This window comes from Citrobacter sp. Cb031 (assembly GCF_030336725.1).
Lineage (GTDB): Bacteria > Pseudomonadota > Gammaproteobacteria > Enterobacterales > Enterobacteriaceae > Citrobacter > Citrobacter braakii.
On record NZ_JAOWDA010000021.1, the window covers coordinates 442683 to 464591 of the forward strand.

Annotated in this window: 17 protein-coding genes; 13 read left to right on the forward strand and 4 right to left on the reverse strand. The window is 54.6% G+C overall.

What is annotated here, in order from left to right; translation table 11 throughout:
* Nucleotides 1-27 precede the first annotated feature (27 nt).
* From fepD to fepC, 3 genes are read left to right on the forward strand one after another with little or no spacing between them, the layout of a single operon-like run.
* A complete protein-coding gene (fepD, locus tag OGV93_RS06600) occupies nucleotides 28-1035 on the forward strand; it encodes a Fe(3+)-siderophore ABC transporter permease (protein WP_049271363.1) in 1008 nt (335 codons plus the stop codon).
* Nucleotides 1032-2024, forward strand: a complete 993-nt coding sequence (gene fepG / locus OGV93_RS06605) for an iron-enterobactin ABC transporter permease (protein ID WP_016152193.1) — start codon at nucleotides 1032-1034, stop codon at nucleotides 2022-2024. Before fepD ends, fepG begins: the two co-directional genes overlap by 4 nt.
* Nucleotides 2021-2842, forward strand: a complete 822-nt coding sequence (gene fepC, locus OGV93_RS06610) for an iron-enterobactin ABC transporter ATP-binding protein (protein ID WP_016152192.1) — start codon at nucleotides 2021-2023, stop codon at nucleotides 2840-2842. The genes fepG and fepC overlap by 4 nt, the downstream gene beginning before the upstream one ends.
* A 45-nt stretch (nucleotides 2843-2887) precedes the next feature.
* On the opposite strand, the gene entF is transcribed toward fepC, so the two are convergent.
* From entF to fes, 3 genes are read right to left on the reverse strand one after another with little or no spacing between them, the layout of a single operon-like run.
* Nucleotides 2888-6778 carry an enterobactin non-ribosomal peptide synthetase EntF gene (gene entF, locus OGV93_RS06615; RefSeq protein WP_131380892.1) on the reverse strand — a complete coding sequence of 1297 codons (3891 nt, stop codon included), beginning with the start codon at nucleotides 6776-6778 and terminating at the stop codon, nucleotides 2888-2890.
* A complete protein-coding gene (locus OGV93_RS06620; protein WP_016152190.1) occupies nucleotides 6775-6993 on the reverse strand; it encodes an MbtH family protein in 219 nt (72 codons plus the stop codon). The genes entF and OGV93_RS06620 overlap by 4 nt, the downstream gene beginning before the upstream one ends.
* 30 nt (nucleotides 6994-7023) lie before the next feature.
* A complete protein-coding gene (gene fes / locus OGV93_RS06625; protein WP_269518570.1) occupies nucleotides 7024-8241 on the reverse strand; it encodes an enterochelin esterase in 1218 nt (405 codons plus the stop codon).
* Between the two features lie 253 nt (nucleotides 8242-8494).
* Between fes and OGV93_RS06630 the strand changes: the two genes are divergently transcribed.
* The 6 genes from OGV93_RS06630 (at nucleotide 8495) to OGV93_RS06655 (ending at nucleotide 15776) form a co-directional block, all read left to right on the forward strand.
* A complete protein-coding gene (locus tag OGV93_RS06630) occupies nucleotides 8495-10768 on the forward strand; it encodes a TonB-dependent siderophore receptor (protein WP_016155941.1) in 2274 nt (757 codons plus the stop codon).
* 50 nt (nucleotides 10769-10818) lie between these two features.
* Nucleotides 10819-11481, forward strand: a complete 663-nt coding sequence (entD, locus tag OGV93_RS06635) for an enterobactin synthase subunit EntD (RefSeq protein ID WP_047415103.1) — start codon at nucleotides 10819-10821, stop codon at nucleotides 11479-11481.
* 117 nt (nucleotides 11482-11598) lie between these two features.
* On the forward strand, nucleotides 11599-12540 hold the full coding sequence (locus OGV93_RS06640; RefSeq protein ID WP_016152186.1) for a D-ribose ABC transporter substrate-binding protein: 942 nt from the start codon (nucleotides 11599-11601) through the stop codon (nucleotides 12538-12540).
* 11 nt (nucleotides 12541-12551) lie between these two features.
* A complete protein-coding gene (locus tag OGV93_RS06645) occupies nucleotides 12552-13160 on the forward strand; it encodes a DUF2291 family protein (RefSeq protein WP_016152185.1) in 609 nt (202 codons plus the stop codon).
* Complete coding sequence (locus OGV93_RS06650; RefSeq protein ID WP_287109458.1) at nucleotides 13160-14686, forward strand: sugar ABC transporter ATP-binding protein; 1527 nt, start codon at nucleotides 13160-13162, stop codon at nucleotides 14684-14686. Before OGV93_RS06645 ends, OGV93_RS06650 begins: the two co-directional genes overlap by 1 nt.
* A gap of 1 nt (nucleotide 14687) precedes the next feature.
* A complete protein-coding gene (locus tag OGV93_RS06655) occupies nucleotides 14688-15776 on the forward strand; it encodes an ABC transporter permease (RefSeq protein WP_016152183.1) in 1089 nt (362 codons plus the stop codon).
* 82 nt (nucleotides 15777-15858) lie between these two features.
* Here the strand turns inward: OGV93_RS06655 and OGV93_RS06660 are convergent, their stop codons facing one another.
* Nucleotides 15859-16809 carry a sugar-binding transcriptional regulator gene (locus tag OGV93_RS06660; RefSeq protein WP_047358065.1) on the reverse strand — a complete coding sequence of 317 codons (951 nt, stop codon included), beginning with the start codon at nucleotides 16807-16809 and terminating at the stop codon, nucleotides 15859-15861.
* 316 nt (nucleotides 16810-17125) lie between these two features.
* Between OGV93_RS06660 and OGV93_RS06665 the strand changes: the two genes are divergently transcribed.
* From OGV93_RS06665 to OGV93_RS06680, 4 genes are read left to right on the forward strand one after another with little or no spacing between them, the layout of a single operon-like run.
* On the forward strand, nucleotides 17126-17956 hold the full coding sequence (locus tag OGV93_RS06665) for a transketolase (RefSeq protein ID WP_016152181.1): 831 nt from the start codon (nucleotides 17126-17128) through the stop codon (nucleotides 17954-17956).
* The gene (locus OGV93_RS06670) at nucleotides 17949-18896 is read left to right on the forward strand and encodes a transketolase family protein (RefSeq protein WP_047358064.1); all 948 of its coding nucleotides are present in this window, start codon (nucleotides 17949-17951) and stop codon (nucleotides 18894-18896) included. The genes OGV93_RS06665 and OGV93_RS06670 overlap by 8 nt, the downstream gene beginning before the upstream one ends.
* A 37-nt stretch (nucleotides 18897-18933) precedes the next feature.
* Nucleotides 18934-20352, forward strand: coding sequence for an L-fucose/L-arabinose isomerase family protein (locus OGV93_RS06675; RefSeq protein ID WP_101699792.1), 1419 nt, complete (start codon nucleotides 18934-18936; stop codon nucleotides 20350-20352).
* Between the two features lie 32 nt (nucleotides 20353-20384).
* A complete protein-coding gene (locus OGV93_RS06680; RefSeq protein ID WP_101699791.1) occupies nucleotides 20385-21893 on the forward strand; it encodes an FGGY family carbohydrate kinase in 1509 nt (502 codons plus the stop codon).
* Nucleotides 21894-21909: the final 16 nt, after the last annotated feature.

Here is a 21909-nt window from a genome sequence, read left to right on the forward strand (position 1 = left end):
ATTACTATCATTATCAGGGAAGTTGATATGTCATGCTCTGTTTCCGCGACACGTGCCTTCGCCGTTCCCGGACTATTGTTATTACTTGTTCTCACCACGATATTAAGTCTGGTTATTGGCGCCAAGTCGCTACCTGCCTCCGTGGTGCTGGATGCACTTACCAGCAGTTGTCAAAGCGCTGATTGCACCATCGTGCTGGACGCGCGACTGCCGCGCACGCTGGCGGGGCTGCTCGCCGGTGGGGCGCTGGGTCTGGCTGGTGCATTAATGCAAACGCTCACGCGTAACCCTCTCGCCGATCCCGGTATTCTGGGCGTTAACTCCGGTGCCAGCTTCGCTATTGTGCTGGGAGCCGCACTGTTCGGCTTTTCCTCTGCGCAAGAGCAACTGCTGATGGCCTTTTCCGGGGCGCTGGCCGCGTCGCTTATAGTGGCATTTACCGGCAGCCAGGGCGGCGGGCAGTTAAGCCCGGTACGCCTGACGCTGGCGGGCGTTGCGCTGGGCGCGGTGCTGGAAGGATTATCCACCGGAATCGCCCTGCTCAACCCGGATGTCTACGATCAGTTGCGTTTCTGGCAGGCCGGTTCATTGGATATCCGCAGCCTGCATACGCTGAAGGTCGTCCTGGTGCCGGTACTGATTGCCGCGGCTGTCGCGTTATTCCTTAGCCGTGCTCTGAATAGCCTGAGCCTCGGGAGCGACACCGCCACCGCACTTGGCAGCAAAGTCGCTCGCACGCAGTTTATTGGCCTGTTGGTGATTACCGTACTGTGCGGCAGTGCGACCGCGATTGTCGGCCCTATCGCCTTTATCGGCCTGATGATGCCGCATATGGCGCGCTGGCTGGTGGGGGCAGATCACCGTTGGTCGCTGCCCGTTACCCTGCTGGCAACCCCCTCTCTGTTGTTAATTGCCGATATCATCGGTCGCCTGATTGTCCCCGGCGAACTGCGCGTTTCAGTGGTCAGCGCATTTATCGGCGCGCCGGTGCTTATCTTTCTGGTACGCCGGAAACCGCGCGGGGGTGGCGCATGATGCACCTCTCCCGCCGCCTGATAGTCAGCAGCCTGCTGCTGGTTGTAGGTTGTCTCGCCGTTGGCTTGTGGAGCCTGCGTAGCGGCGTCGTTACGCTGGAAACCCAGCAAATTATTGCCGCTCTGCTTGGCGATGCGCCGCGCAGTATTACGCTGGTGGTGACCGAATGGCGTTTGCCACGCGTGCTGATGGCGCTATTGATTGGCGCGGCGCTCGGCGTGAGCGGTGCAATATTCCAGTCGCTGATGCGCAACCCGCTGGGCAGCCCGGATGTGATGGGTTTCAATACCGGTGCCTGGAGCGGTGTGCTGGTGGCAATGGTGCTGTTCGGACAGCATCTCACCGCTATCGCGCTTGCGGCCATGGTTGGCGGGGTCCTGACGTCTCTGGTGGTCTGGGCGCTCGCCTGGCGCAATGGTATCGACACCTTTCGGCTGATTATTATTGGGATCGGTATACGCGCCATGCTGGTTGCGTTCAACACCTGGCTACTGCTGAAGGCATCATTAGAAACCGCGCTGACCGCCGGACTGTGGAACGCCGGATCGCTCAATGGCCTGACCTGGGCCAAAACCTGGCCTTCTGCCCCACTGATTATCCTTATGCTGGTGTGCGCCACGCTGCTGGTGCGCCGGATGCGTTTACTGGAAATGGGTGATGACAGCGCCTGTGCGCTTGGCGTCAGCGTAGAGCGCTCACGTCTGATGATGATGCTGGTTGCGGTTGTACTGACCGCAGCCGCCACCGCGCTGGCTGGCCCTATCTCGTTTATTGCCCTTGTCGCCCCACATATCGCGCGGCGGATTAGCGGCACATCGCGCTGGGGATTAACCCTGTCGGCGCTGTGTGGCGCGTTGCTGCTGTTGATGGCGGATTTATGCGCCCAACAGCTGTTTATGCCTTATCAGCTTCCGGTGGGCGTTGTCACCGTAAGCCTCGGCGGTATTTATCTTATCGTCTTGTTAATTCAGGAGTCCCGCAAAAAATGATCGAATCAGTAGCCCGTTTGCGTGGCGACCAGTTAACGCTGGGTTATGGCAAATTTACCGTAGCGGAAAACCTCAATGTGTCGATTCCAGACGGTCACTTCACCGCAATTATCGGGCCAAACGGCTGCGGAAAATCAACACTACTGCGCACGCTTAGTCGTCTGATGACGCCCGCGCACGGTAAGGTCTGGCTCGACGGCGAGCATATCCAGCACTATGCCAGCAAAGAGGTTGCTCGCAGAATAGGTTTGTTGGCGCAGAACGCCACCACGCCGGGTGATATTACGGTACAGGAGCTGGTTGCCCGTGGGCGCTACCCGCATCAGCCATTGTTTACCCGCTGGCGAAATGAGGATGAAATCGCGGTCTCAAACGCAATGCAGGCGACGGGAATCACTCATCTTGCGTCACAAAGTGTGGATACCCTTTCCGGTGGACAACGCCAGCGCGCATGGATTGCGATGGTGCTGGCGCAGGAAACGTCGATTATGCTGCTCGATGAACCTACCACCTGGCTGGATATCAGCCATCAGATCGATCTGCTAGAGCTGCTGAGTGAGCTAAACCGGGAGAAAGGGTATACGCTGGCCGCCGTTCTGCACGATCTTAATCAGGCGTGTCGCTATGCGACGCATCTGATTGCGCTGCGTGACGGAAAAATTGTTGCCGAGGGTGCGCCGAAAGAGATCGTCACCGCGCAGCTTATTGAAAAAATCTATGGTCTGCGCTGTATGATTATCGACGATCCGGTTGCCGGAACGCCGTTAGTGGTGCCGCTTGGGCGTACACCGAAAATTCATACCCAGTCATCTCTATAGGGATGACTACACGGGTCAGCGTTTAACACGCTGACCCGATGACGTTTATTGGATATTTTGGAGCAGGTCACGCATGACAGGCCCAATCTTCTCAAACGCTTCAGGAGTTATGATATCGACATGCGCGCAGTCCTGACGATATACATCCAGACTGGATATCCACGGTGACCAACTGCGTTCAGGACTGACCCCCGGCACTAAGGTGCGCTCAGCGACGAACAGCGTGGCGTGACCAGCAAACGGCACGCTGTGTGCCGTGGTGAGCAGGCGAACCGCATCGGCGTAGTTACCTTCGATAGCATTAAATAAGGCCTCTGACGCATTCCCCTGCTGCGCTGCCAGAAACGCTTCACGTTCACGCTCGATCTCGGCCAGTACCGCGGGATCCAACCCATTGGCCTCCTTTTCCTGCCAGTTTTGCGTTTCCGGCGGCCAGGTATCCAGCAGCCCCAGGAATGCAACTGTCTCTCCTCTGGCATGTAAGCGTGCGGCGATTCCCTGCGCCAACGTCCCCCCCAGCGAGTAGCCTAATAAATAATAGGGACCATGAGGCTGCTGGCTGAGCAGCGTTGCCAGGTGATGTTCGCATACCGCATCAAGGTTTTCCGCCGTCTGCATAGGGCCATCCGGTCGCGGCGACTGAATGCCAATAATCGACCACTGCGGACTGAGGTAACGCGACAGCACGCTAAACTGCCAGGCGAAACCCGACGCCGGATGGAAGCAAAACAGCGTTGGGCCATGACTTTCACGCAGCGGCAGCAGCGTTTCGAATCCCAGACGCTGCGACTGTTCATCATCATTGCTCTCCAGCAGTGCACTCAGTTGTTCAACAGTAGAAGCCACCATTATTTGCCCAGGCGTTACCTGACGCTCAAAAATCTGGCTCAACTGCGCTGCCAGTTTCATCGCCAGCAGCGAATGTCCGCCAAGCGCAAAGAAGTCAGCCTCTACGTCATTAACCTCGCAATCCAGCAAAGCCGCAAAAGACTGCGCGATGGCGGTTTCAGTCCCTGCTCGCGGCGCACGTCCTGACGTACGCGACGTCAACTGCGGCATCGGCAGCGCTTTACGATCCAGTTTACCGTTTGCACTCAGCGGCAGCTCCGCCAGTTGCAACAATACCGTCGGCACCATATGCGCAGGCAGTTTTTCACGCAGAGTTTCCCGCAATGCAGACGTATCTAGCGGTAACCCCGATTGCGACACCAGATACCCCACCAACTGTCGTGCATCGCCGCCTGTCGCCGCCGCCTGGTTGAATACGCAGGCGTGGGCTACGGCATGTTCGACATCTGGCAGCTGCTGCATCACCCGATCAATCTCACCGAGCTCAATGCGCTGTCCGCGAATTTTAAGCTGGTCATCGCTGCGCCCGAGGTATTCCACTGCGCCATTCTCCAGCCAGCGCGCCACATCCCCGGTACGGTACATGCGTTCACCAGGGTTAAATGGATCGGCGATAAAGCGGCTCGCGGTTAGATCCGCTCGCCCCAGGTATCCTTGCGCCAGTTGGATCCCCGTCAGATAGAGATCACCTGCCACGCCAAAGGGCACCGGGCGCATCATGGCGTCCAGGATCCGTAAACCGGTATTCCATACCGGATAGCCAATCGGCACGCTATTGCCCGTTACGGCAGCGAGATCGTCCCCCCAGGCCGGATACCAGCTCACATCGACTGCCGCTTCCGTTGGCCCGTATAAATTGTGCAGTGGCGCATGAGTCAACTGTTCCCATTCGCGGCATAAATCTGCAGGTAAGGCTTCGCCGCTGCAGAATACCCGTTTCAGCGAGGCACAGCTCTCCCGCGCGGTTTCCGGCGTCAGTGAAGCAACAAAAGCGGCCAGCATAGAGGGAACAAAGTGCGTGGTCGTCACCCCTGACTGCGCAAAGAACTGCTGCATCGCCAGCGGATCGCGGTGCGCTTCAGGTTCTGCCATGACCAGTTTTGCCCCGGCAATAAACGGCCAGAAAAACTCCCATACCGAGACGTCAAAACTGCACGGCGTTTTTTGCGCCACCACATCATCCGCGGTCAGTGGATAGTGATTTTGCATCCACAGCAAACGGTTAACGATGGCGGTTTGCCCAACCATCACCCCTTTTGGTCTGCCGGTAGAACCGGAAGTAAAAATAATATAGGCCGTATGATTAGGTTGAGATAGCGCCAGCGGTGCAGCATCCTCTTCTGGCAGCGGCGCGTTGTAGCACAGACTTTCCAGCTCCGGAATATCGCTAAAGCGCGCCAGTTGCTCTTCGGTCGCGATCAACAATTTTGGCTTCGCGTCTTCGAGCATCATCCGCAGGCGATCGTCCGGGTATCCGGTATCCAATGGCAGCCAGGCGGCTCCCGCCTCAACAATACCGTGCAGCGCCAGCGTGAGGAACACGGAACGCGGTAATGCCACGGCAACGCTGTCACCAGGCTGTACGCCACGCTCGCGCAGGCGGCGCGCCAGCGCCACAACCTGTTGGCGCATTTCACGATAGCTAAACTGATAGCGGGCATCAGCCAGCGCCGGGGCATCCGGCGTTTTATCGGCCTGCTGTGCCACCAGCGCGCTCAGCGTGGTGGACGGGATCGCCACGGTCGTGTCGTTAATCTTCGCCAGCCGCTCATGTTCTGTCGGCAACAGCATCCCGGCATCGCCGCAGCATAGCGACGGATTGTCGGCAAACTGCGCGATAAGCGCGGTTAAACGCGATGCATGTTGCGCCAGCGTCGCGGCATCGTAGCGCTGTTTATTGGCCAGGATTTCAATACTCAGCCCGCCGTTTTCATCCGGGAACAGCGCCAGCTCCAGATCGTTCACCGGACCTGTCGCCAACGTATGGGTTTGCGCCTGAACGCCAGGAATATTCAGTTGATAGTCGAATATTTTCACGTTCAGTACCGGGCCAAACAGCGGTTCAGCACCGGCTGCGCGCCCGCTGTCGCGAACAATTTGCTCAGCATCATATCGCTGATGTCGGCGCATTTTCTTCAACTGTGCGGCCAGTCGTTGGGCAAGTGCAGGCAAGCTTTCTGCCGCATTCAACTGCACGCCAAATGGCAGGACGTTTAAAACCGGTCCGGTGGACGTGAGCGCCGCCGACCCCATACGCCGCATAAAGATAAACCCGGCGGCATATTCCATTCGGCTGCATAAACGTCCGAGCCACAGCGCCACCAGCGCAAGGGCCAGATCCGCACGCTGAACGTCTGGCATACGTGCCGCAAGCCGGCGAAACTCCCCTTCAGGCGCGGTTAACTTCAGACGAATAATATCCGCGCTGGCCGACCGCCCTGGCAGGGGTTTGTTAGACAGCGAAGCCGGAGGTGGGAGTTGCTTTCGCTGCTCGGTCCAGAAGGCGCCGTCGCGTTGCCAGGCATCGCTTTGCCGATACTGTTGATACTCTTCCACCACCTCAGAAAATGGCGTAAAAGGTGATTCCGGCGTGGGCTCGCCATGCAGCCATGCGCGGTAAATTGCGGCTATCTGGCGGGTAATGGCAGGGAAACTGAAGCCATCAACCAGCAGATGATGGTAACGCTGATACCAATACCAACGCTTTTCTCCCACCTGAATGAGCAGGTGAAAAACCAGCGGCTTAGTGCCATCAGCACGGATGTCCTGCTGCAGGTCTGCCTGCATCAAGGCGCGCGCTGCCGCATGCGGATCGGATTTTTCGCGCAGATCGATAATTTCTGGTGGCGCAAAGGCAAGCGCAGAGTCTACCCATTGCCAGACCTCGCCGTTATCTTCGCTAAACCGCATCCGTAGGGTATCGGCCTGCTGTAGACCCGCCACTACCGCTTTCGCCAGCAACGGTGCGTCCAGTTCGCCGGTTAATTCTACGTAGTGCGCCACGCTCCACGCTGAGGGCAATGTGGAGAGTTTTTCTGCCATCCAGATCCCCGGCTGAGCCGCAACTAACGGTAAACGTTGAGTCATGGAGCCTCCTGCACATCGACGTAGTTCGCTGGCGTTAGCGTGGTCCAGTTGGCATCCAGCCATTGCTGGCAGGCTTCCTGTGATTGGGGTTCGCACGCGACCGTCCAGCCAGCAGGAAGTGAGCATTGCTGCGGCCAAAGGCTAAACTGACGTTGGGGATTTTGCAGAATGTAAAACTGGCCCTGCGGATTATCGAAGGGGTTACTGAATTCCATACTCAACTCCTGTCGTGGAACATCGTCCGGTTAAATCGTGTCGGTAAGCGGTTGCCAGAGCGTGATCAGCCCTTGCATCAGTCCGCCGCGCCAGCAAAGCGCATCGTGTCCACCATCAACCTGACGCCAGAAAATAGACTGTGGTGCAGAGGGTAACTGGGCATATAGCGCCTGATTTGCGCGATAAATAATGGGTTCGCGGATCCCGGCTTCCAGGACAATACGCAGCCCCTGAGCGCTTATCTTTCCGCTCTTCAGTTGCTCAACGATCGCCCCATCCTGATGACCACCACGATGCGGCCACCAATAAGAGCCCGACTGGCTGAGCACGCAGCCAAAGCGCGCAGGCCAGTTCAGCCCGGCATATAGCGATGACAGCCCGCCAAAACTTTGCCCAGCGACGACGGTACGCTGCGGGTCGTCACTGAACGCGGTCGTGGTCTTCACCAGCGGCAATAACTCCTGCTGTACCGCCAACCAAAAATCCGCATTACACGGCAATTCGCGGCTGCGGTGAGCCGTGTCGATGGTATCAATCAGGAGATAAACGGCGGGCGGGAGGTGTCCGCGATGGGTGAGTGAAGTCAGCGCAGGCCAGACCGGCATACTTTGTGCCCAAAACTGTCCGTCCAGAAGGATGGCCAGCGGACGCGCTTCCGGTTGGGCTTCACCAGTGGTAAACACCCACACGCGGCGTGTATTACCGAGCCTGGCGCTACGCCATTGCAGGCAAACTGCGGGTGAGTCGGGGTTTTCAGGTCGATCCCATCCCGGTTGTACAGGTGCATCAGGCATTTCCAGCGCAGACACCGCATGGCCACGACCGCCCTGCCAGCTCTGCGGATTGAGGGGATCGGCAATAGCCTGCGGCAACAATTGCCGCCAGCCTTCACGCAGCACGGTTCGGTCAGGCGCTTCGCCCGGCGTCTGCGCGGCAAAAATATCATTTCGTACTGTTGGGATAAAACAGTAACTGCCGCGCCAGTTGGCGCTGAGGGAAACACTCCAGCACCAAACATTTGTTCCGTCAATGCGTTGCATCGACTGCGGGGTGGCATTTTGATGGTGGTCGGTGACGCCGGTGATATAGACCCATACGCGATGAATGGCTGACTCTTTTTCCGTTCCCTGCGGGTCGCGCCACCAGAAGGTTACCCGATAATTTCCGTTGTCTTCACGCTCCCACTCCGGGCCTTTTTTTGACTGCCACCACGCCTCGCTTCCCATCTTTAACGTCGTCACCGCCATAACCCCATGTTTATTGTCAAATTTTATGATCTAGCGTGAAATATATTGATAATATTATTGATAACTATTTGCATTTGCAATAGCGTATTGTCGCGCTGTGGGAAGCGCGCACAGTTTTTCACCACTTATAAACCGGCCTGGCGCTGCGTACTTTTTCTGGAATGGAGGGTTTACGCGGATGCGGGCGACATCAGACCAAATGCCGCACCACGGCACATTGGTACTCGTGGCTAAAAGAACAGCAGGACATACAATGAACAACAAGATTCATTCACTGGCCTTATTGGTCAATTTAGGGATTTACGGGGTAGCCCTGCCAGCAATGGCAGAAGATCAAACCGATAGCGCCGCTGTCTCTCATGAAGACACCATCGTGGTTACCGCCGCCCAGCAGAACCTGCAGGCACCGGGCGTTTCAACCATTACCGCTGATGAAATTCGTAAGAATCCTCCCGCTCGCGATGTGTCGGAAATCATCCGTACCATGCCAGGCGTCAACCTGACCGGTAACTCAACCAGCGGTCAACGCGGTAACAACCGCCAAATCGATATTCGCGGCATGGGGCCGGAAAACACCCTGATTCTGATCGACGGCAAACCGGTAACCAGCCGTAACTCTGTGCGTCAGGGCTGGCGCGGCGAGCGTGATACCCGCGGCGATACCGCCTGGGTGCCACCAGAAATGATCGAACGTATTGAAGTGCTGCGCGGTCCTGCCGCGGCACGCTATGGCAACGGTGCGGCTGGCGGCGTGGTGAATATCATCACCAAAAAAGGCAGCAACGAATGGCACGGCTCCTGGGATACCTATTTCAACGCCCCGGAACATAAAGACGAAGGTTCGACCAAACGCACCAACTTTAGCCTGAACGGTCCGCTGGGCGGGGATTTCAGCTTCCGTTTGTACGGTAATCTCGATAAAACCCAGGCCGACGCGTGGGATATCAACCAGGGTCATCAGTCAGAACGTACCGGCACGTATTCAAATACTTTACCGGCCGGTCGTGAAGGGGTGATCAACAAAGACATTAACGGCGTGGTTCGCTGGGATTTCGCCCCGCTCCAGTCACTGGAACTGGAAGCTGGCTATAGCCGTCAGGGCAACCTGTATGCGGGCGACACTCAAAACACCAACACCAACCAACTGGTGAAAGATAACTACGGGAAAGAGACCAACCGTCTTTACCGCCAGAACTACTCTCTGACCTGGAACGGCGGCTGGGATAACGGCGTCACTACCAGTAACTGGGTGCAGTATGAACATACGCGTAACTCCCGTACGCCGGAGGGCCTGGCGGGGGGTACCGAAGGGATTTTCGACCCGAATGCGTCACAAAAATACCTCGACGCCGACCTGAGTGACGTCATGCTGCACAGTGAAATCAGCATTCCGTTAGATCTGCTGGTTAACCAAAATCTGACGCTCGGTACCGAATGGAACCAGCAGCGCATGAAGGACATGTTGTCCAATTCGCAGACCTTTATGGGCGGTGATATTCCAGGGTCCAGCAGCACCAACCGCAGCCCGTACTCAGACGCAGAGATTTTCTCTCTGTTTGCTGAAAACAACATGGAACTGACCGACAGCACCATGCTGACGCCAGGTTTGCGTTTCGATCATCACAGCATTGTGGGCGATAACTGGAGTCCGTCCCTGAACCTTTCCCAAGGTCTGGGCGATGACTTCACCCTGAAGATGGGGATTGCGCGCGCCTATAAAGCGCCAAGCCTGTATCAGCTCAACCCGAACTACATTCTGTACAGTAAAGGTCAGGGTTGCTACGCCACTGGCTCAGCGACCGGTATTGGTTGCTATATGATGGGCAACGATGATCTGAAGGCCGAAACCAGTATCAACAAAGAGATTGGTCTGGAGTTCAAACGCGACGGCTGGCTGGCTGGGGTAACCTGGTTCCGCAACGATTACCGTAACAAGATTGAAGCAGGTACAGTCCCGTTCGACAGAACGTCTATCACCAACAAAGGGAAAACGACTTATACCGATATCTATCAGTGGGAAAACATTCCTAAAGCGGTAGTTGAAGGTCTGGAAGGGACGTTGAACGTGCCGGTTAGCGAAACCGTTAACTGGACTAACAACATCACCTACATGCTGCAAAGTAAGAATAAAGAGACCGGCGAGCGTCTGTCGATTATTCCTGAATACACGCTGAACTCGACCCTGAGCTGGCAGGCACGTGAAGATCTGTCATTGCAATCCACCTTCACCTGGTACGGCAAACAGCAGCCGAAAAAATACGATTACCAGGGTAAACCCGTTACCGGTAGCTCGGCCAGTGAAGTCAGCCCATACAGCATCGTAGGCCTGAGTGCGACCTGGGATGTGACGAAAAACGTCAGCCTGACCGGCGGCGTGGATAACGTCTTTGACAAACGTTTATGGCGTGAAGGGAATGCCCAGACCACGGGCGATATCGTGACCGGGAACTATATGGCGGGCGCAGGCGCGCACACCTATAACGAACCGGGCCGGACGTGGTTCATGAGCGTTAACACACACTTCTGATAATGTTTTTCCCTCTCCTCGCTGCGGGGAGAGGGAAACCGTAAGAAATCATGCACACAACGCACATCCCGCTCCCTTTCGCAGATCATACGCTGCACATTGTCGAATTTGATCCCGACACTTTCCATGAGCACGACCTGCTCTGGCTCCCCCACCACACTCAGCTCCACTCCAGTGGGCGTAAGCGTAAAGCTGAGCACTTAGCGGGGCGTATTGCTGCAGTCCACGCACTGCGTGAATTTGGCCACAAAACCGTGCCCGGCATCGGTGTGCAACGCCAACCATTGTGGCCGCAGGATCTGTTTGGCAGCATCAGCCATAGCGCAACAACGGCGCTGGCGGTCGTATCAACGCATCCCATTGGGCTGGATATAGAAGCTATTTTTACACCACAAACCGCAGTTGAGCTGGCTGATGGCATTATTGATAACCACGAACATCAGATTTTGCAGCATGCCTGCCTGCCCTTTCCGCTCGCCTTAACCCTGGTATTCAGCGCAAAGGAGAGCCTGTATAAGGCGTTTTCCAATCAGGCATCGGGGCTACCAGGTTTCACCAGCGCAAAAATCACCGCACTCACGACTCAGCAATTAACATTACAAATCATGCCGTCATTTTCGGCAAACCTCGGCAATCAAGAAGTTAACGTTCATTGGTTTCAGCGTGATAAAAATATCGTGACGCTATTTCCATTCTCACCATCAGGATCGTGATCCTTTTCTCTTTTTAAGAAATTAGCTGCGCAAATCGTAGACAGTTCGATTATCTCGACTTATCGTTAACTTGAATAATAAATCATATTTGAATAAATATTCAAAGTGGAGAAAGAGATGAACAAGACCTTGATTAAATCCGTATTACTGGCCTCGATCCTTACCACATCGGGTTCGCTGTATGCTGCCGACAACGGACTGATTGCGATTATTACCCCTTCTCACGATAACCCGTTTTTTAAAGCCGAAGCCGACGGTGCAGTCGCCAAAGCAAAAGAACTGGGATACGCCACGCTGGTTGCCTCTCATGATGATGACGTCAATAAACAAAACCAACTGATTGAGACTGCTATTGCTCGTAAAGCGAAAGCGATCATTCTCGATAATGCAGGTGCAGATGCCACCGTAGGGCCGCTGGAAAAAGCCAAAGCAGCGGGTGTAGCTGCTTTTCTGATCGATCGCGAAATCAATAAAACCGGCATCGCGGTGGCGCAAATCGTGTCGAATAACTATCAAGGCGCACAGCTCGGCGCAGAGAAGTTCGCCAGGTTACTGGACGGAAAAGGGAAGTACGTTGAACTGCTGGGACGTCAATCCGACACCAACGCCCATGTACGCTCGCAGGGGTATCACGATGTACTCGATGACTATCCGGACATGAAAATGGTAGCCCAGCAGACGGCAAACTGGAGCCAAACCGAAGCCTTTACCCGAATGGAAGCCATTCTACAAACCAACCCAGATATCGTAGGTGTGATCTCAGGTAACGACACTATGGCGCTGGGTGCAGAAGCCGCATTAAAAGCGGCGGGGAAAAATAATGTCATCGTGGTCGGTTTTGATGGCAGCGACTACACCCGCGATTCAATCATTAATAAAAGCAATATTAAAGCGACAGTACTGCAGCCCGGCTGGCAGCAGGCACAAATGGCTGTTGAGCAGGCGGATTACTATCTGAAAAACGGCAAAGCCCAGAAAGAAGAAAAACAGCTCATGGATTGCGTGCTGATTGACGAAACCAATGCCAGCAAGCTGAACAAGTTCAACCTGAGCCACTAAGCGGAGGCACTATGTCGTTAACACAATGGGGTGCCGCGCTGGTTGGATGCGCCACCCTGTTGCTGACGGCCTGTACGGTAGTTGACCTCGACGAAAACGGCAAACCAATTATCCCGGCCGATCCTCAGGCCAAAGCCAGTTTCGACAACCAGACTCCCGATCAGATCGCGCAACAAACCTGGCAATCCCGCGTCCTGGAAGCGGCACAGCAACATGTTCTGGATGCTTCAGCGCTGACCACTCGCCTGAAGGCCCCCTCACCCGCTCCTGAAAGCGTGTTTGTACGCCTGACCAGCCAGATTGATAGCGTCGACACCACCAATGGGCGAGAGCACACCATCGTGGTGAGGGTCAATGATATGCCCGTCACGATTCAGATTGGCCCGGTAATGCGTGGCAATGCTATTCGCGATGCCAGTGGTTTCAAGTTTGAAGATTTTACTAACCAGGTTCAGTTTGCCCAACTGTCACGGGCTTATAACCGTGAAGCGGCGAAACAGTTACCCGCCGTTGACACTAGCTGGCAAGGGAAAACTGCCACGGTGCTGTTTGCCGTGACGTTGAATGCTGGAAAAGCGGAAAACGCAGCAGCACTGACGCTGGAACAGGAGGCTCACTAATGCGCAATACCTCAGCTGATGACATCATCCTGCGCACGCATGCCATTTCAATGCTGTTTCCCGGCACAATTGCGCTGGACAGCGTCGATTACCAGGTCTGGCGTGGCAAGGTGAATGTGATTATTGGTGAGAATGGTGCGGGGAAATCGACGTTGATGAAGATCCTCGCTGGCGTTCAGCAACCCAGTAGCGGTGAGATGTCGCTCAATGGAAATCCCGTGCGCTTTGCCAGCACCCGGGATGCTGCGGCACATGGAATTGGTATGGTGCATCAGGAGTTAAACCTGTTTGAGAACCTCACCGTCGCGGAAAACATTTTCCTCGGTCGGGAGATTCAAAAAGGCGTGGCCCCCATTAATGAGGCCGAGCAAGAGAAACGCACCGCGGAATTATTAACCCGGCTCGATCAGCCGATATCACCGCGCGACCAGGTTGGCAATCTCAAAGTAGGGCAGCAACAGTTGGTCGAAATCGCCAAAGCACTGGCTGAAGATGCAGATATCCTGATTCTTGATGAACCCACCTCAGCGCTCAGTAAAACTGAAGTCGAGATTCTGTTTCGCGTGATCCGTGAACTTACTCGCCAGGGCGTGTCGATAATCTATATCTCCCATCGCCTCGAAGAATTGATGGCAATTGGCGATGTGATCACTATTTTACGCGATGGTAAATTTCAAGCCGAAGCCAAGGTTAGCGACATCGATGTCCCGTGGATTGTGCGCGAGATGTTGGGCAGTGATCCGGTAAGCAACTTTCTCGAACCCGGCCGCACGTTTGGAGCTCCGGTTCTGGAAGCTGAACATATCACCTGCGTGAATACCGCTGGCAGCGCAGTCGTCAATGACGTCACCTTTAACGTTCACGCCGGTGAAATTGTCGGTATCTATGGACTTATGGGGGCTGGGCGAACCGAATTGTTCGAGTGCTTGTTAGGTACTGAGCGCAACTACCTCGGAAAACTGTGGCTCGACAGCAAACCGGTCCCGCAGCGCTTAACCACCGCCGATCGCATCCGTATGGGAATGAGTCTGGTGCCGGAGGATCGCAAGCGCACGGGGATTTTCCCCATTTCATCCGTCGCCACCAATCTGACTATTGCCAGCCTTTGGCGGCGTCTGCAACGTGGCTTTGCCATTGCCCGCAAAGATGAAGAGGCCGTGGTCGCCAGCACAATTGGCAATCTGTCGATAAAAGTCTCCTCGCCAGAGGTTGAAATTCAGGCGCTGAGCGGAGGGAACCAGCAAAAAGTGGTGATTGGTCGCTCTCTGCTCACCAATCCCAAAATTCTATTTCTTGACGAACCCACACGCGGCATCGATGTCGGGGCGAAAGCCGATGTGTTCCGCATGATGGTCCAGCTTTCCCAGCAGGGTATTGCTGTGGTCTTCTCCACCTCAGATTTAAAAGAAATTATGGCGGTTTCTGACCGCATTCTGGTGATGTCCGGCGGCAAGCTAACTGCCGATATCGCCCGCGATCGTGCCGAAGAATCGGCGCTGGTAACCGCAAGTGCTCAGGGGTTCTGATATGAAAACACTACAATCTGCCGCCATCGCGCCTCGCTCCACAGTCGCCTTCTCTCGGGAAAATATCCTGCTACTAATCCTAAAACTGCGCACTTTTATTGCACTGTTTTTAATCGTCGGGTTCTTTGCCTTCACCGTACCGGGATTTCTCTCTGGCGGCAGCATGGTCATTATGATCAAGCATATCGCCATTAACGCCTTTCTGGCTCTGGGGATCACGTTTGTCATTATTACCGCCGGGATTGATCTCTCAATTGGCGCTACGCTTGGGCTGTGCGGCATGGTCGCGGGATGGCTAATCACTAAAGGCATTGTATTGCCAATGTTCGGCATCGCAATTTTCCCCAGCGTCTGGGTGATTGTGCCTGTCGTCTTGTTGATTGGTGGGCTGATTGGCGCGGCGAATGGTTGGATCATCACCCACTATAACGTCGCACCGTTTATTTGTACGCTCGGAACCATGTACGTTTTGCGCGGGGCGGCGATGCTGACCTCCGATGGGCAAACCTTTCCCGGGCTTTCCGGCAATCCGCAGCTCGGCAATACCGGTTTTGATGAGATTGGTGCCGGTACACTGTTTGGGATTCCGTGGGCCATCTGGATGATGATTGTGCTGGCACTGGTCATTGCTTACGTCGCTCGTCGTCTACCTTTTGGTCGCCACGTTTACGCCATCGGGGATAACGAACGCGCTGCTGAGCTGTCAGGGGTAAAAGTAAAACAGGTGAAAATCTGGGTGTATACCCTATCCGGACTGTGTGCCGCGATTGCTGGAATTGTGGTCTCGGCACAGCTTTCCGCCAGCCATCCGGCCAACGGTACGGCATTTGAGATGAACGCCATTGCCGCAGTGGTTCTCGGCGGTACGTCACTGGCCGGTGGACGGGGCACGATTTTAGGCACGCTGATTGGCGCTTTCGTTATTGGTTTTCTGGCCGATGGTCTGGTGATGATGGGCGTCAGCGAGTTCTGGCAAATGGTGATTAAAGGTATCGTGATTATCGTCGCGGTCATCATCGACCAGATGCAAAACCGGATGCAGCAAAAAGCCGCGGTGGTAGCACAAAAGGCGGCGATGGAAAGTCAGTAATCCCCTCTGAAAAGTCTGATATGCACAACCAGACAGCTCCAGGGGCCTCCTGGGGCTGTCAATTGTTTAACTCACCGTGACATCACCCTTTCACCAGACTGCGGGCTGTCGGGTAGTCGGTGATCAATACGTCAATATAATTCCCCTGCAATGCCCCGCGTATCGCATTCTGTTTTTCCACACCACCAGCCAAAGCAATCACGTGGTTACACTCCCGGATCTGCGAAAGCTCCATTCCGATGACCGGGTCTTCCTCATGGCTGAGTACCGGGTTACCTGCTGCATCGTAATAATGCAGACAGATATCGCCTACTGCGCCGCGCTCGGCGAGCAGTCGCAACATTTCTTCGTTGTAGTAGTTGCCTGAGTTTTTCAGCAATTGAGAAGGCTCCAGTTCGCCAATACCGACAATTGCCACATCCACTTCAGCAAACTTTTCAACCACCGCGGCAACGTCAGGGCTGTTAACCAACCGTGTACGCTCTTCAACCGAATGCTCAATACTTTGTGAAGGCAGCAGCCAGGCCGGACAGCCAAGGTGCGCTGCCAACTGTTGCGTAAGAATCGTGGCCTGCACGTTACCATTCGGCCCTACGCCGCCCAGCAGTTGGATCACCCCCGCCGCACGGATATTTTGCGGGTGCATCTCATCGACCATACAGCGAATGGTGCTACTCCAGGAGGAAATTCCAACCAGGTCCTCGGCTCGCAAGCGGGTTTCAACGTAATGCGCCGCCGCGCTGCCAATTGCATGCTTAATTTGCGTATTGCTGGGGTTGTCACCGACATCCACGACAATCGCCTGACGAATACCAAACTGCTCTTCAATGGCTTTTTCCAGCGCCACAAAGATATTGGTCGGCTGTACGACGGTGATTTTCACCAGCCCTTCTTTCTGACAACGCGTTAAAGCACGGGAGACAAAGGACTGCGACAAATGCAGCAGCGTGGCGATTTCAGACTGTTTTTTATTTTCGGCGTAGTAAAGCGTGGCAATCTTAACCAGCAACCGCTGTTCATCCTGCTTTGACATGGCATTCCCCCTGATAAACTGCCTGTTATTTTTATTCATACCTGAATAGATAACAAGTCATCAGTACCTTTCCAGTTATCACGTTAGTGTGATCCTTTTCTCTTTTCTCCAAAATTTGGTGGCACAAGCCGTAGACAAACCGCCAGACAAGGCATATCTTTAATCGTGAATAATAAATCAGTAGTGAATATTTATTCTAGCCAATAACGACTGACTGTTTTATCTGCAGATTACGTGGTGGGTAGAGAGACAGTTGCACTACTGCACTCACATGGAATATTTATTCATTCAAGATTAAACATTCAAGAGGTGTCTTATGAATCCGTTTTCGCTCTCAATACCTGAGCTAGAAAAGAAAGCACGTGCCGTGCGTCGCCGCATTATCGTGTTGAATGCTGAAAGCCCGGCTGGCGGGCACACTGGCGCAGACCTGTCGCAGGTTGAACTGCTGACAGCACTCTATTTTCGCATCCTGAATTGCTCCCCGGAGATTAAAGAGAGCGACGAGCGCGATATCTACATCCAGTCAAAAGGTCACGCTGTGGGCGGTTACTACTGTGTCTTGGCTGAAGCCGGTTTTATTCCTGTGGACTGGCTGGCGACCTATCAACACGCTGATTCGCATCTGCCGGGGCATCCGGTAAAACATAAAACGCCAGGAATTGAATTGAATACCGGAGCTCTTGGTCACGGTCTGCCGGTTGCAGTAGGGATTGCGCTGGCGGCTAAACGCAGCAACAGCAAACGCCGGGTGTTTGTCGTCACCGGTGATGGTGAACTGGCCGAAGGCAGCAACTGGGAAGCAGCACTGGTCGCTGCCCACTATAAACTGGATAACCTGATTATCATCAACGACAAAAATAACCTCCAGCTTGCCGGATCAACCAAAGAGATCATGAACACCGATCCGCTGGATGAAAAATGGCGAGCCTTCGGTATGCAAGTCACAGAGTGTCGCGGGAACGATATGAGCGATGTGGTGCGCACGCTGGAAGGATTAACCCCTGAAGGCAAGCCATATGTCGTCATTGCACACACCACCAAAGGAGCCGGGATCTCTTTTATCCAGGGCCGCCCGGAATGGCACCACCGCGTGCCAAAAGGAGAAGAAGTTGAACTGGCGCTGGAGGAACTGAAAGATGCGTAATAGCGAACACCTCGCCACCGTCATGGTGAACACGTTAATTGCCGCGGTCAAACGTGGAATGGATGTTGTGCCGGTGGTGGCTGACTCAACATCAACAGCAAAAATCGCCCCATTTATGAAGGAATTTCCCGGTCGTCTGGTCAACGTGGGTATTGCCGAACAGACGTTGGTCGGTGCTGCTGCCGGACTGGCGCTGGGCGGTAAAATCGCCGTCACCTGTAACGCTGCGCCCTTCTTGATTTCACGGGCCAATGAGCAAATTAAAGTCGACATTTGCTACAACAATACCAACGTGAAGTTGATTGGCCTGAACGCAGGGGCCAGCTACGGACCGCTCGCCAGTACGCACCACAGCATTGATGATATTTCCGTGCTACGCGGTTTTGGCAATATTGAGATTTACGCCCCGTCCTGTCCGGTGGAATGCCGACAGATTCTCGACTACGCCTTAAGCCACATAGGTCCGGTTTATATTCGCCTGGATGGCAAAGCCTTACCCGAATTACACGACGAAAACTACCAGTTCGCGCCGGGTAATATCGATATTTTGCGCAAAGGAAAAGATGTCGCACTGGTGGCAATGGGCTCAACTGTGCATGAAATTGTCGAGGCTGCCACAGTGCTGGAACAGGCGGGTATTGACGCCAGCGTAATCAGTGTACCGTCAATTCGTCCCTGCAATACCCAACAGTTACTGGCAGCTTTAACCCACTGCAAGGCAGTGGTTAGCGTGGAAGAACATAACATTAATGGCGGCGTGGGAAGTCTGGTGGCTGAAGTGCTGGCAGAAGCTGGCTGTGCTATTCCACTGCGTAGATTGGGGATTGCCGATGGCCAATATGCAATCGCAGCCGATCGTGCAGCAACGCGCGCACGCCATGAAATTGACGCGGCGGGTGTCGTGAAAAACGCCACCGCACTGTTGCTGGCAACACGATAAAACAATAACAACAACAGAACACTTACTGGAGAAAGCGATGTCACGAATTCCTCATCAGTTGACCATGGCGGTGATTATTGGCAATCGGGGATTTTTCCCGAGCTATCTGGTTGCTGAAGCCCGCGAACAAGCCAGCGTGCTCTTTGAGCGGCTGGGCATTAACACCATAATGCTCAACGAAACGCAGACAGAACTCGGCGGTGTTGAAACCCGTCAGGATGCGAAAGTTTGTGCTGAACTTTTCCGCGCTCACCGCGACAAGATTCACGGTGTGGTGGTACTACTGCCGAACTTTGGCGATGAAAAAGCGATAGCGGAAACGCTGCGACTTTCCGGTTTAGATATCCCGGTTCTGATCCAGGCGCAGGAAGACAACCTGGATAAAATGGGGCTTGCCACTCGCCGTGACAGCTTCTGCGGCAAGATCTCCCTGTGCAATAACATGCGCCAGTACGGTATTCCGTTTACGCTAACCACCCAGCATGTCTGCGACCTGTCAGGCGAGGTGTTTGCACAAGACCTGAAACGTTTCGAACAAATCTGTCGCGTGGTCGCCAGCATGCGCGGAGTTCGCGTCGGCGCTATCGGCGCACGTCCAGCCGGGTTTAATACCGTCCGTTACAGCGAAAAATTGCTCGAGAGACTGGGTATTGCCGTCGAAACACTGGATCTGTCTGAAGTCTTTACCCGCATCAAACGACTGCGCGACGACGATATCCGGGTGGATGAAAAACGCCGCCTGTTGATGGATAACGCCGACGCCAGCGCCATTCCAGCCGACAAACTGGTCACCATGGCAAAACTGTTTGTCGTTATCAGCGAATGGGTCATCGCTAATGATATTGATACGACTGCCATCCAGTGCTGGACATCGCTGCAGGAAAATTTAGGCATCAACGTGTGCTCAATCATGAGCGTGATGTCCGGGCAGTTAATGCCCAGTGCCTGCGAAGTGGATGTGATGGGCGCGTTGTCAATGTACGCCCTCGCCAGCAGCAACTTAAGTCCAGCGTCCATTGCCGACTGGAACAATAATTTCGGCGACGATCGTGATAAATGCGTTCTTTTTCACTGCGGTAATTTCGCATCAGCCAGTCTGGACAGCCCGAAGATGGGGACGGCGGATATCATCGGTACCACCGTCGGTAAAGAGAACACCTGCGGTGCAGTTCACGGTCGTATGAAAAGCGGTGCCTTGACCTACTTCCGCCTGAGTACCGACGATTTAACCGGCGAAATCAAAGCCTACGTCGGTGAAGGGCTATCGGTTGACGATCCGCTGGACACTGTCGGCTGCCGAGCGGTAATCCAGGTACCTCATCTGGAGAACCTACTGGCCTGGATTTGTCGTAATGGCTTTGAGCATCACGTGGCAATGAACCATTCCGCCAGCGCAGAGGTGCTGCATGAAGCTTTCACCCGCTATCTCGGGGTGGATACCTTTTTCCATCGCTAATACTCAGGGAAACCGAAGGGCTGGAGAAAACAATGTCAGCACAAAAAGACATTATTATTGCGCTTGATGAAGGCACCACCAATGCCAAAGCCGTAGCGCTGGATGGTCAGGGAAACGTGGTCGCGAAGTTCTCCCGCGCGCTGGCGATCCACACGCCCCGTGAAGGCTGGGTTGAACAGTCAGGTGATGCACTTCTGGACGCATCGCTGGATGTTGTGGCACAAACCATTACCTGCGTCGGCGCACAACGCGTCGCAGCGCTGGCGATCAGCAATCAACGTGAAACGGCGATAGGCTGGTATCGTGCCAGCGGTCGCCCTCTCGGCCCTGCTATCACCTGGCAATGTTCGCGCACGGCCGATTTTTGCCGTGCATTACGTGAACAGGGGCACGAGGCGTACATAAAATCCATCACCGGATTACCCGTTGCCCCACTCTTTTCCGCCTCTAAAATGCGCTGGCTGCTGGAGTCAGTTCCCAACGGTATGACGCTCGCACAGCAAGGGGAAATATGTCTCGGGACCATCGATAGCTGGTTACTGTGGAACTTAACGCACGGCGAGGAATTTCGTTGCGACATCTCCAACGCTTCACGCACGCAGTTGCTCAATCTCAACAGCGGACAATGGGATAGCGAGATGTTGGCTCTATTCGGTATTCCGCAGCAGGCGTTACCCGAAGTTTGCCCTTCCAGCCACCATTTTGGCGTAACAAAAGGTCTGGAGAGGATACCTGATGGAATCCCTATTCTGGCGATGATTGGCGACTCTCATGCTGCGCTTTTTGCCCATGGGCTGGGTATGGAAGGCTGCGTCAAAGCGACCTATGGCACCGGATCTTCCATTATGGCACCCGTATTCTCGGCGCAGTCCGAGGTGAGCGCGCTGGCAACGACCATTGCCTGGCATGACGGTGACACCCTGGTCTACGGGCTGGAAGGTAATATTCCGCATACGGGAGATGCCGTCGCATGGATGGCCGATAGCACAGGTCTTAGCGAATTACCGGAAGAGCAACTGCTTCATGAGCTCAATACGCTGCCCGCCACGGTTGACTCCACGCTGGGCGTCTATTTTGTTCCGGCCCTTACCGGGCTGGGCGCGCCCTGGTGGGATGAAGATGCCCGGGGGTTGATTCACGGTCTCAGCCGCGGAGTGAAACGCGCACATCTGGTACGTGCGGCACTGGAGTCGATTACCTATCAGATTGCCGATGTTGTTTTAGCGATGCGCCAGCACAACGGTTTTCGACTCAGCGCGTTAATGGTTGATGGCGGGCCAACAAAAAATGACTGGCTAATGCAGTATCAAGCCGATTTATTGGGCTGTCCGGTGATGCGCAGCGATATCCCTGAACTTTCCGCTATCGGTGCCGGATTGCTGGCACGCAAGAAGCTGCAAGGTGCATCTACCTGCCAGTTGCGAGATTATCTGCCCGATCACGTATCGTTCCAGCCAAACATGGCGCGCCATGGGAGATTGCAAAAACGCTGGCATGAATGGCAAGGAGCCGTCGAACGCACCCGTTGGCAAACCCGTTAATAAATCAACGCTAATG

Excerpts from the sequence above, each read along its gene's own strand:
- OGV93_RS06650 (WP_287109458.1), top strand. The coding sequence starts at position 13,160 with ATGCGCAATACCTCAGCTGATGACATCATCCTGCGCACGCATGCCATT.
- OGV93_RS06670 (WP_047358064.1), top strand. The coding sequence starts at position 17,949 with ATGCGTAATAGCGAACACCTCGCCACCGTCATGGTGAACACGTTAATT.
- OGV93_RS06655 (WP_016152183.1), top strand. The coding sequence starts at position 14,688 with ATGAAAACACTACAATCTGCCGCCATCGCGCCTCGCTCCACAGTCGCC.
- OGV93_RS06665 (WP_016152181.1), top strand. The coding sequence starts at position 17,126 with ATGAATCCGTTTTCGCTCTCAATACCTGAGCTAGAAAAGAAAGCACGT.
- OGV93_RS06630 (WP_016155941.1), top strand. The coding sequence starts at position 8,495 with ATGAACAACAAGATTCATTCACTGGCCTTATTGGTCAATTTAGGGATT.
- OGV93_RS06660 (WP_047358065.1), bottom strand. The coding sequence starts at position 16,809 with ATGTCAAAGCAGGATGAACAGCGGTTGCTGGTTAAGATTGCCACGCTT.
- OGV93_RS06640 (WP_016152186.1), top strand. The coding sequence starts at position 11,599 with ATGAACAAGACCTTGATTAAATCCGTATTACTGGCCTCGATCCTTACC.
- OGV93_RS06680 (WP_101699791.1), top strand. The coding sequence starts at position 20,385 with ATGTCAGCACAAAAAGACATTATTATTGCGCTTGATGAAGGCACCACC.
- OGV93_RS06645 (WP_016152185.1), top strand. The coding sequence starts at position 12,552 with ATGTCGTTAACACAATGGGGTGCCGCGCTGGTTGGATGCGCCACCCTG.
- fepG (WP_016152193.1), top strand. The coding sequence starts at position 1,032 with ATGATGCACCTCTCCCGCCGCCTGATAGTCAGCAGCCTGCTGCTGGTT.
- fes (WP_269518570.1), bottom strand. The coding sequence starts at position 8,241 with ATGGCGGTGACGACGTTAAAGATGGGAAGCGAGGCGTGGTGGCAGTCA.
- entF (WP_131380892.1), bottom strand. The coding sequence starts at position 6,778 with ATGACTCAACGTTTACCGTTAGTTGCGGCTCAGCCGGGGATCTGGATG.
- OGV93_RS06620 (WP_016152190.1), bottom strand. The coding sequence starts at position 6,993 with ATGGAATTCAGTAACCCCTTCGATAATCCGCAGGGCCAGTTTTACATT.
- fepD (WP_049271363.1), top strand. The coding sequence starts at position 28 with ATGTCATGCTCTGTTTCCGCGACACGTGCCTTCGCCGTTCCCGGACTA.
- entD (WP_047415103.1), top strand. The coding sequence starts at position 10,819 with ATGCACACAACGCACATCCCGCTCCCTTTCGCAGATCATACGCTGCAC.
- fepC (WP_016152192.1), top strand. The coding sequence starts at position 2,021 with ATGATCGAATCAGTAGCCCGTTTGCGTGGCGACCAGTTAACGCTGGGT.
- OGV93_RS06675 (WP_101699792.1), top strand. The coding sequence starts at position 18,934 with ATGTCACGAATTCCTCATCAGTTGACCATGGCGGTGATTATTGGCAAT.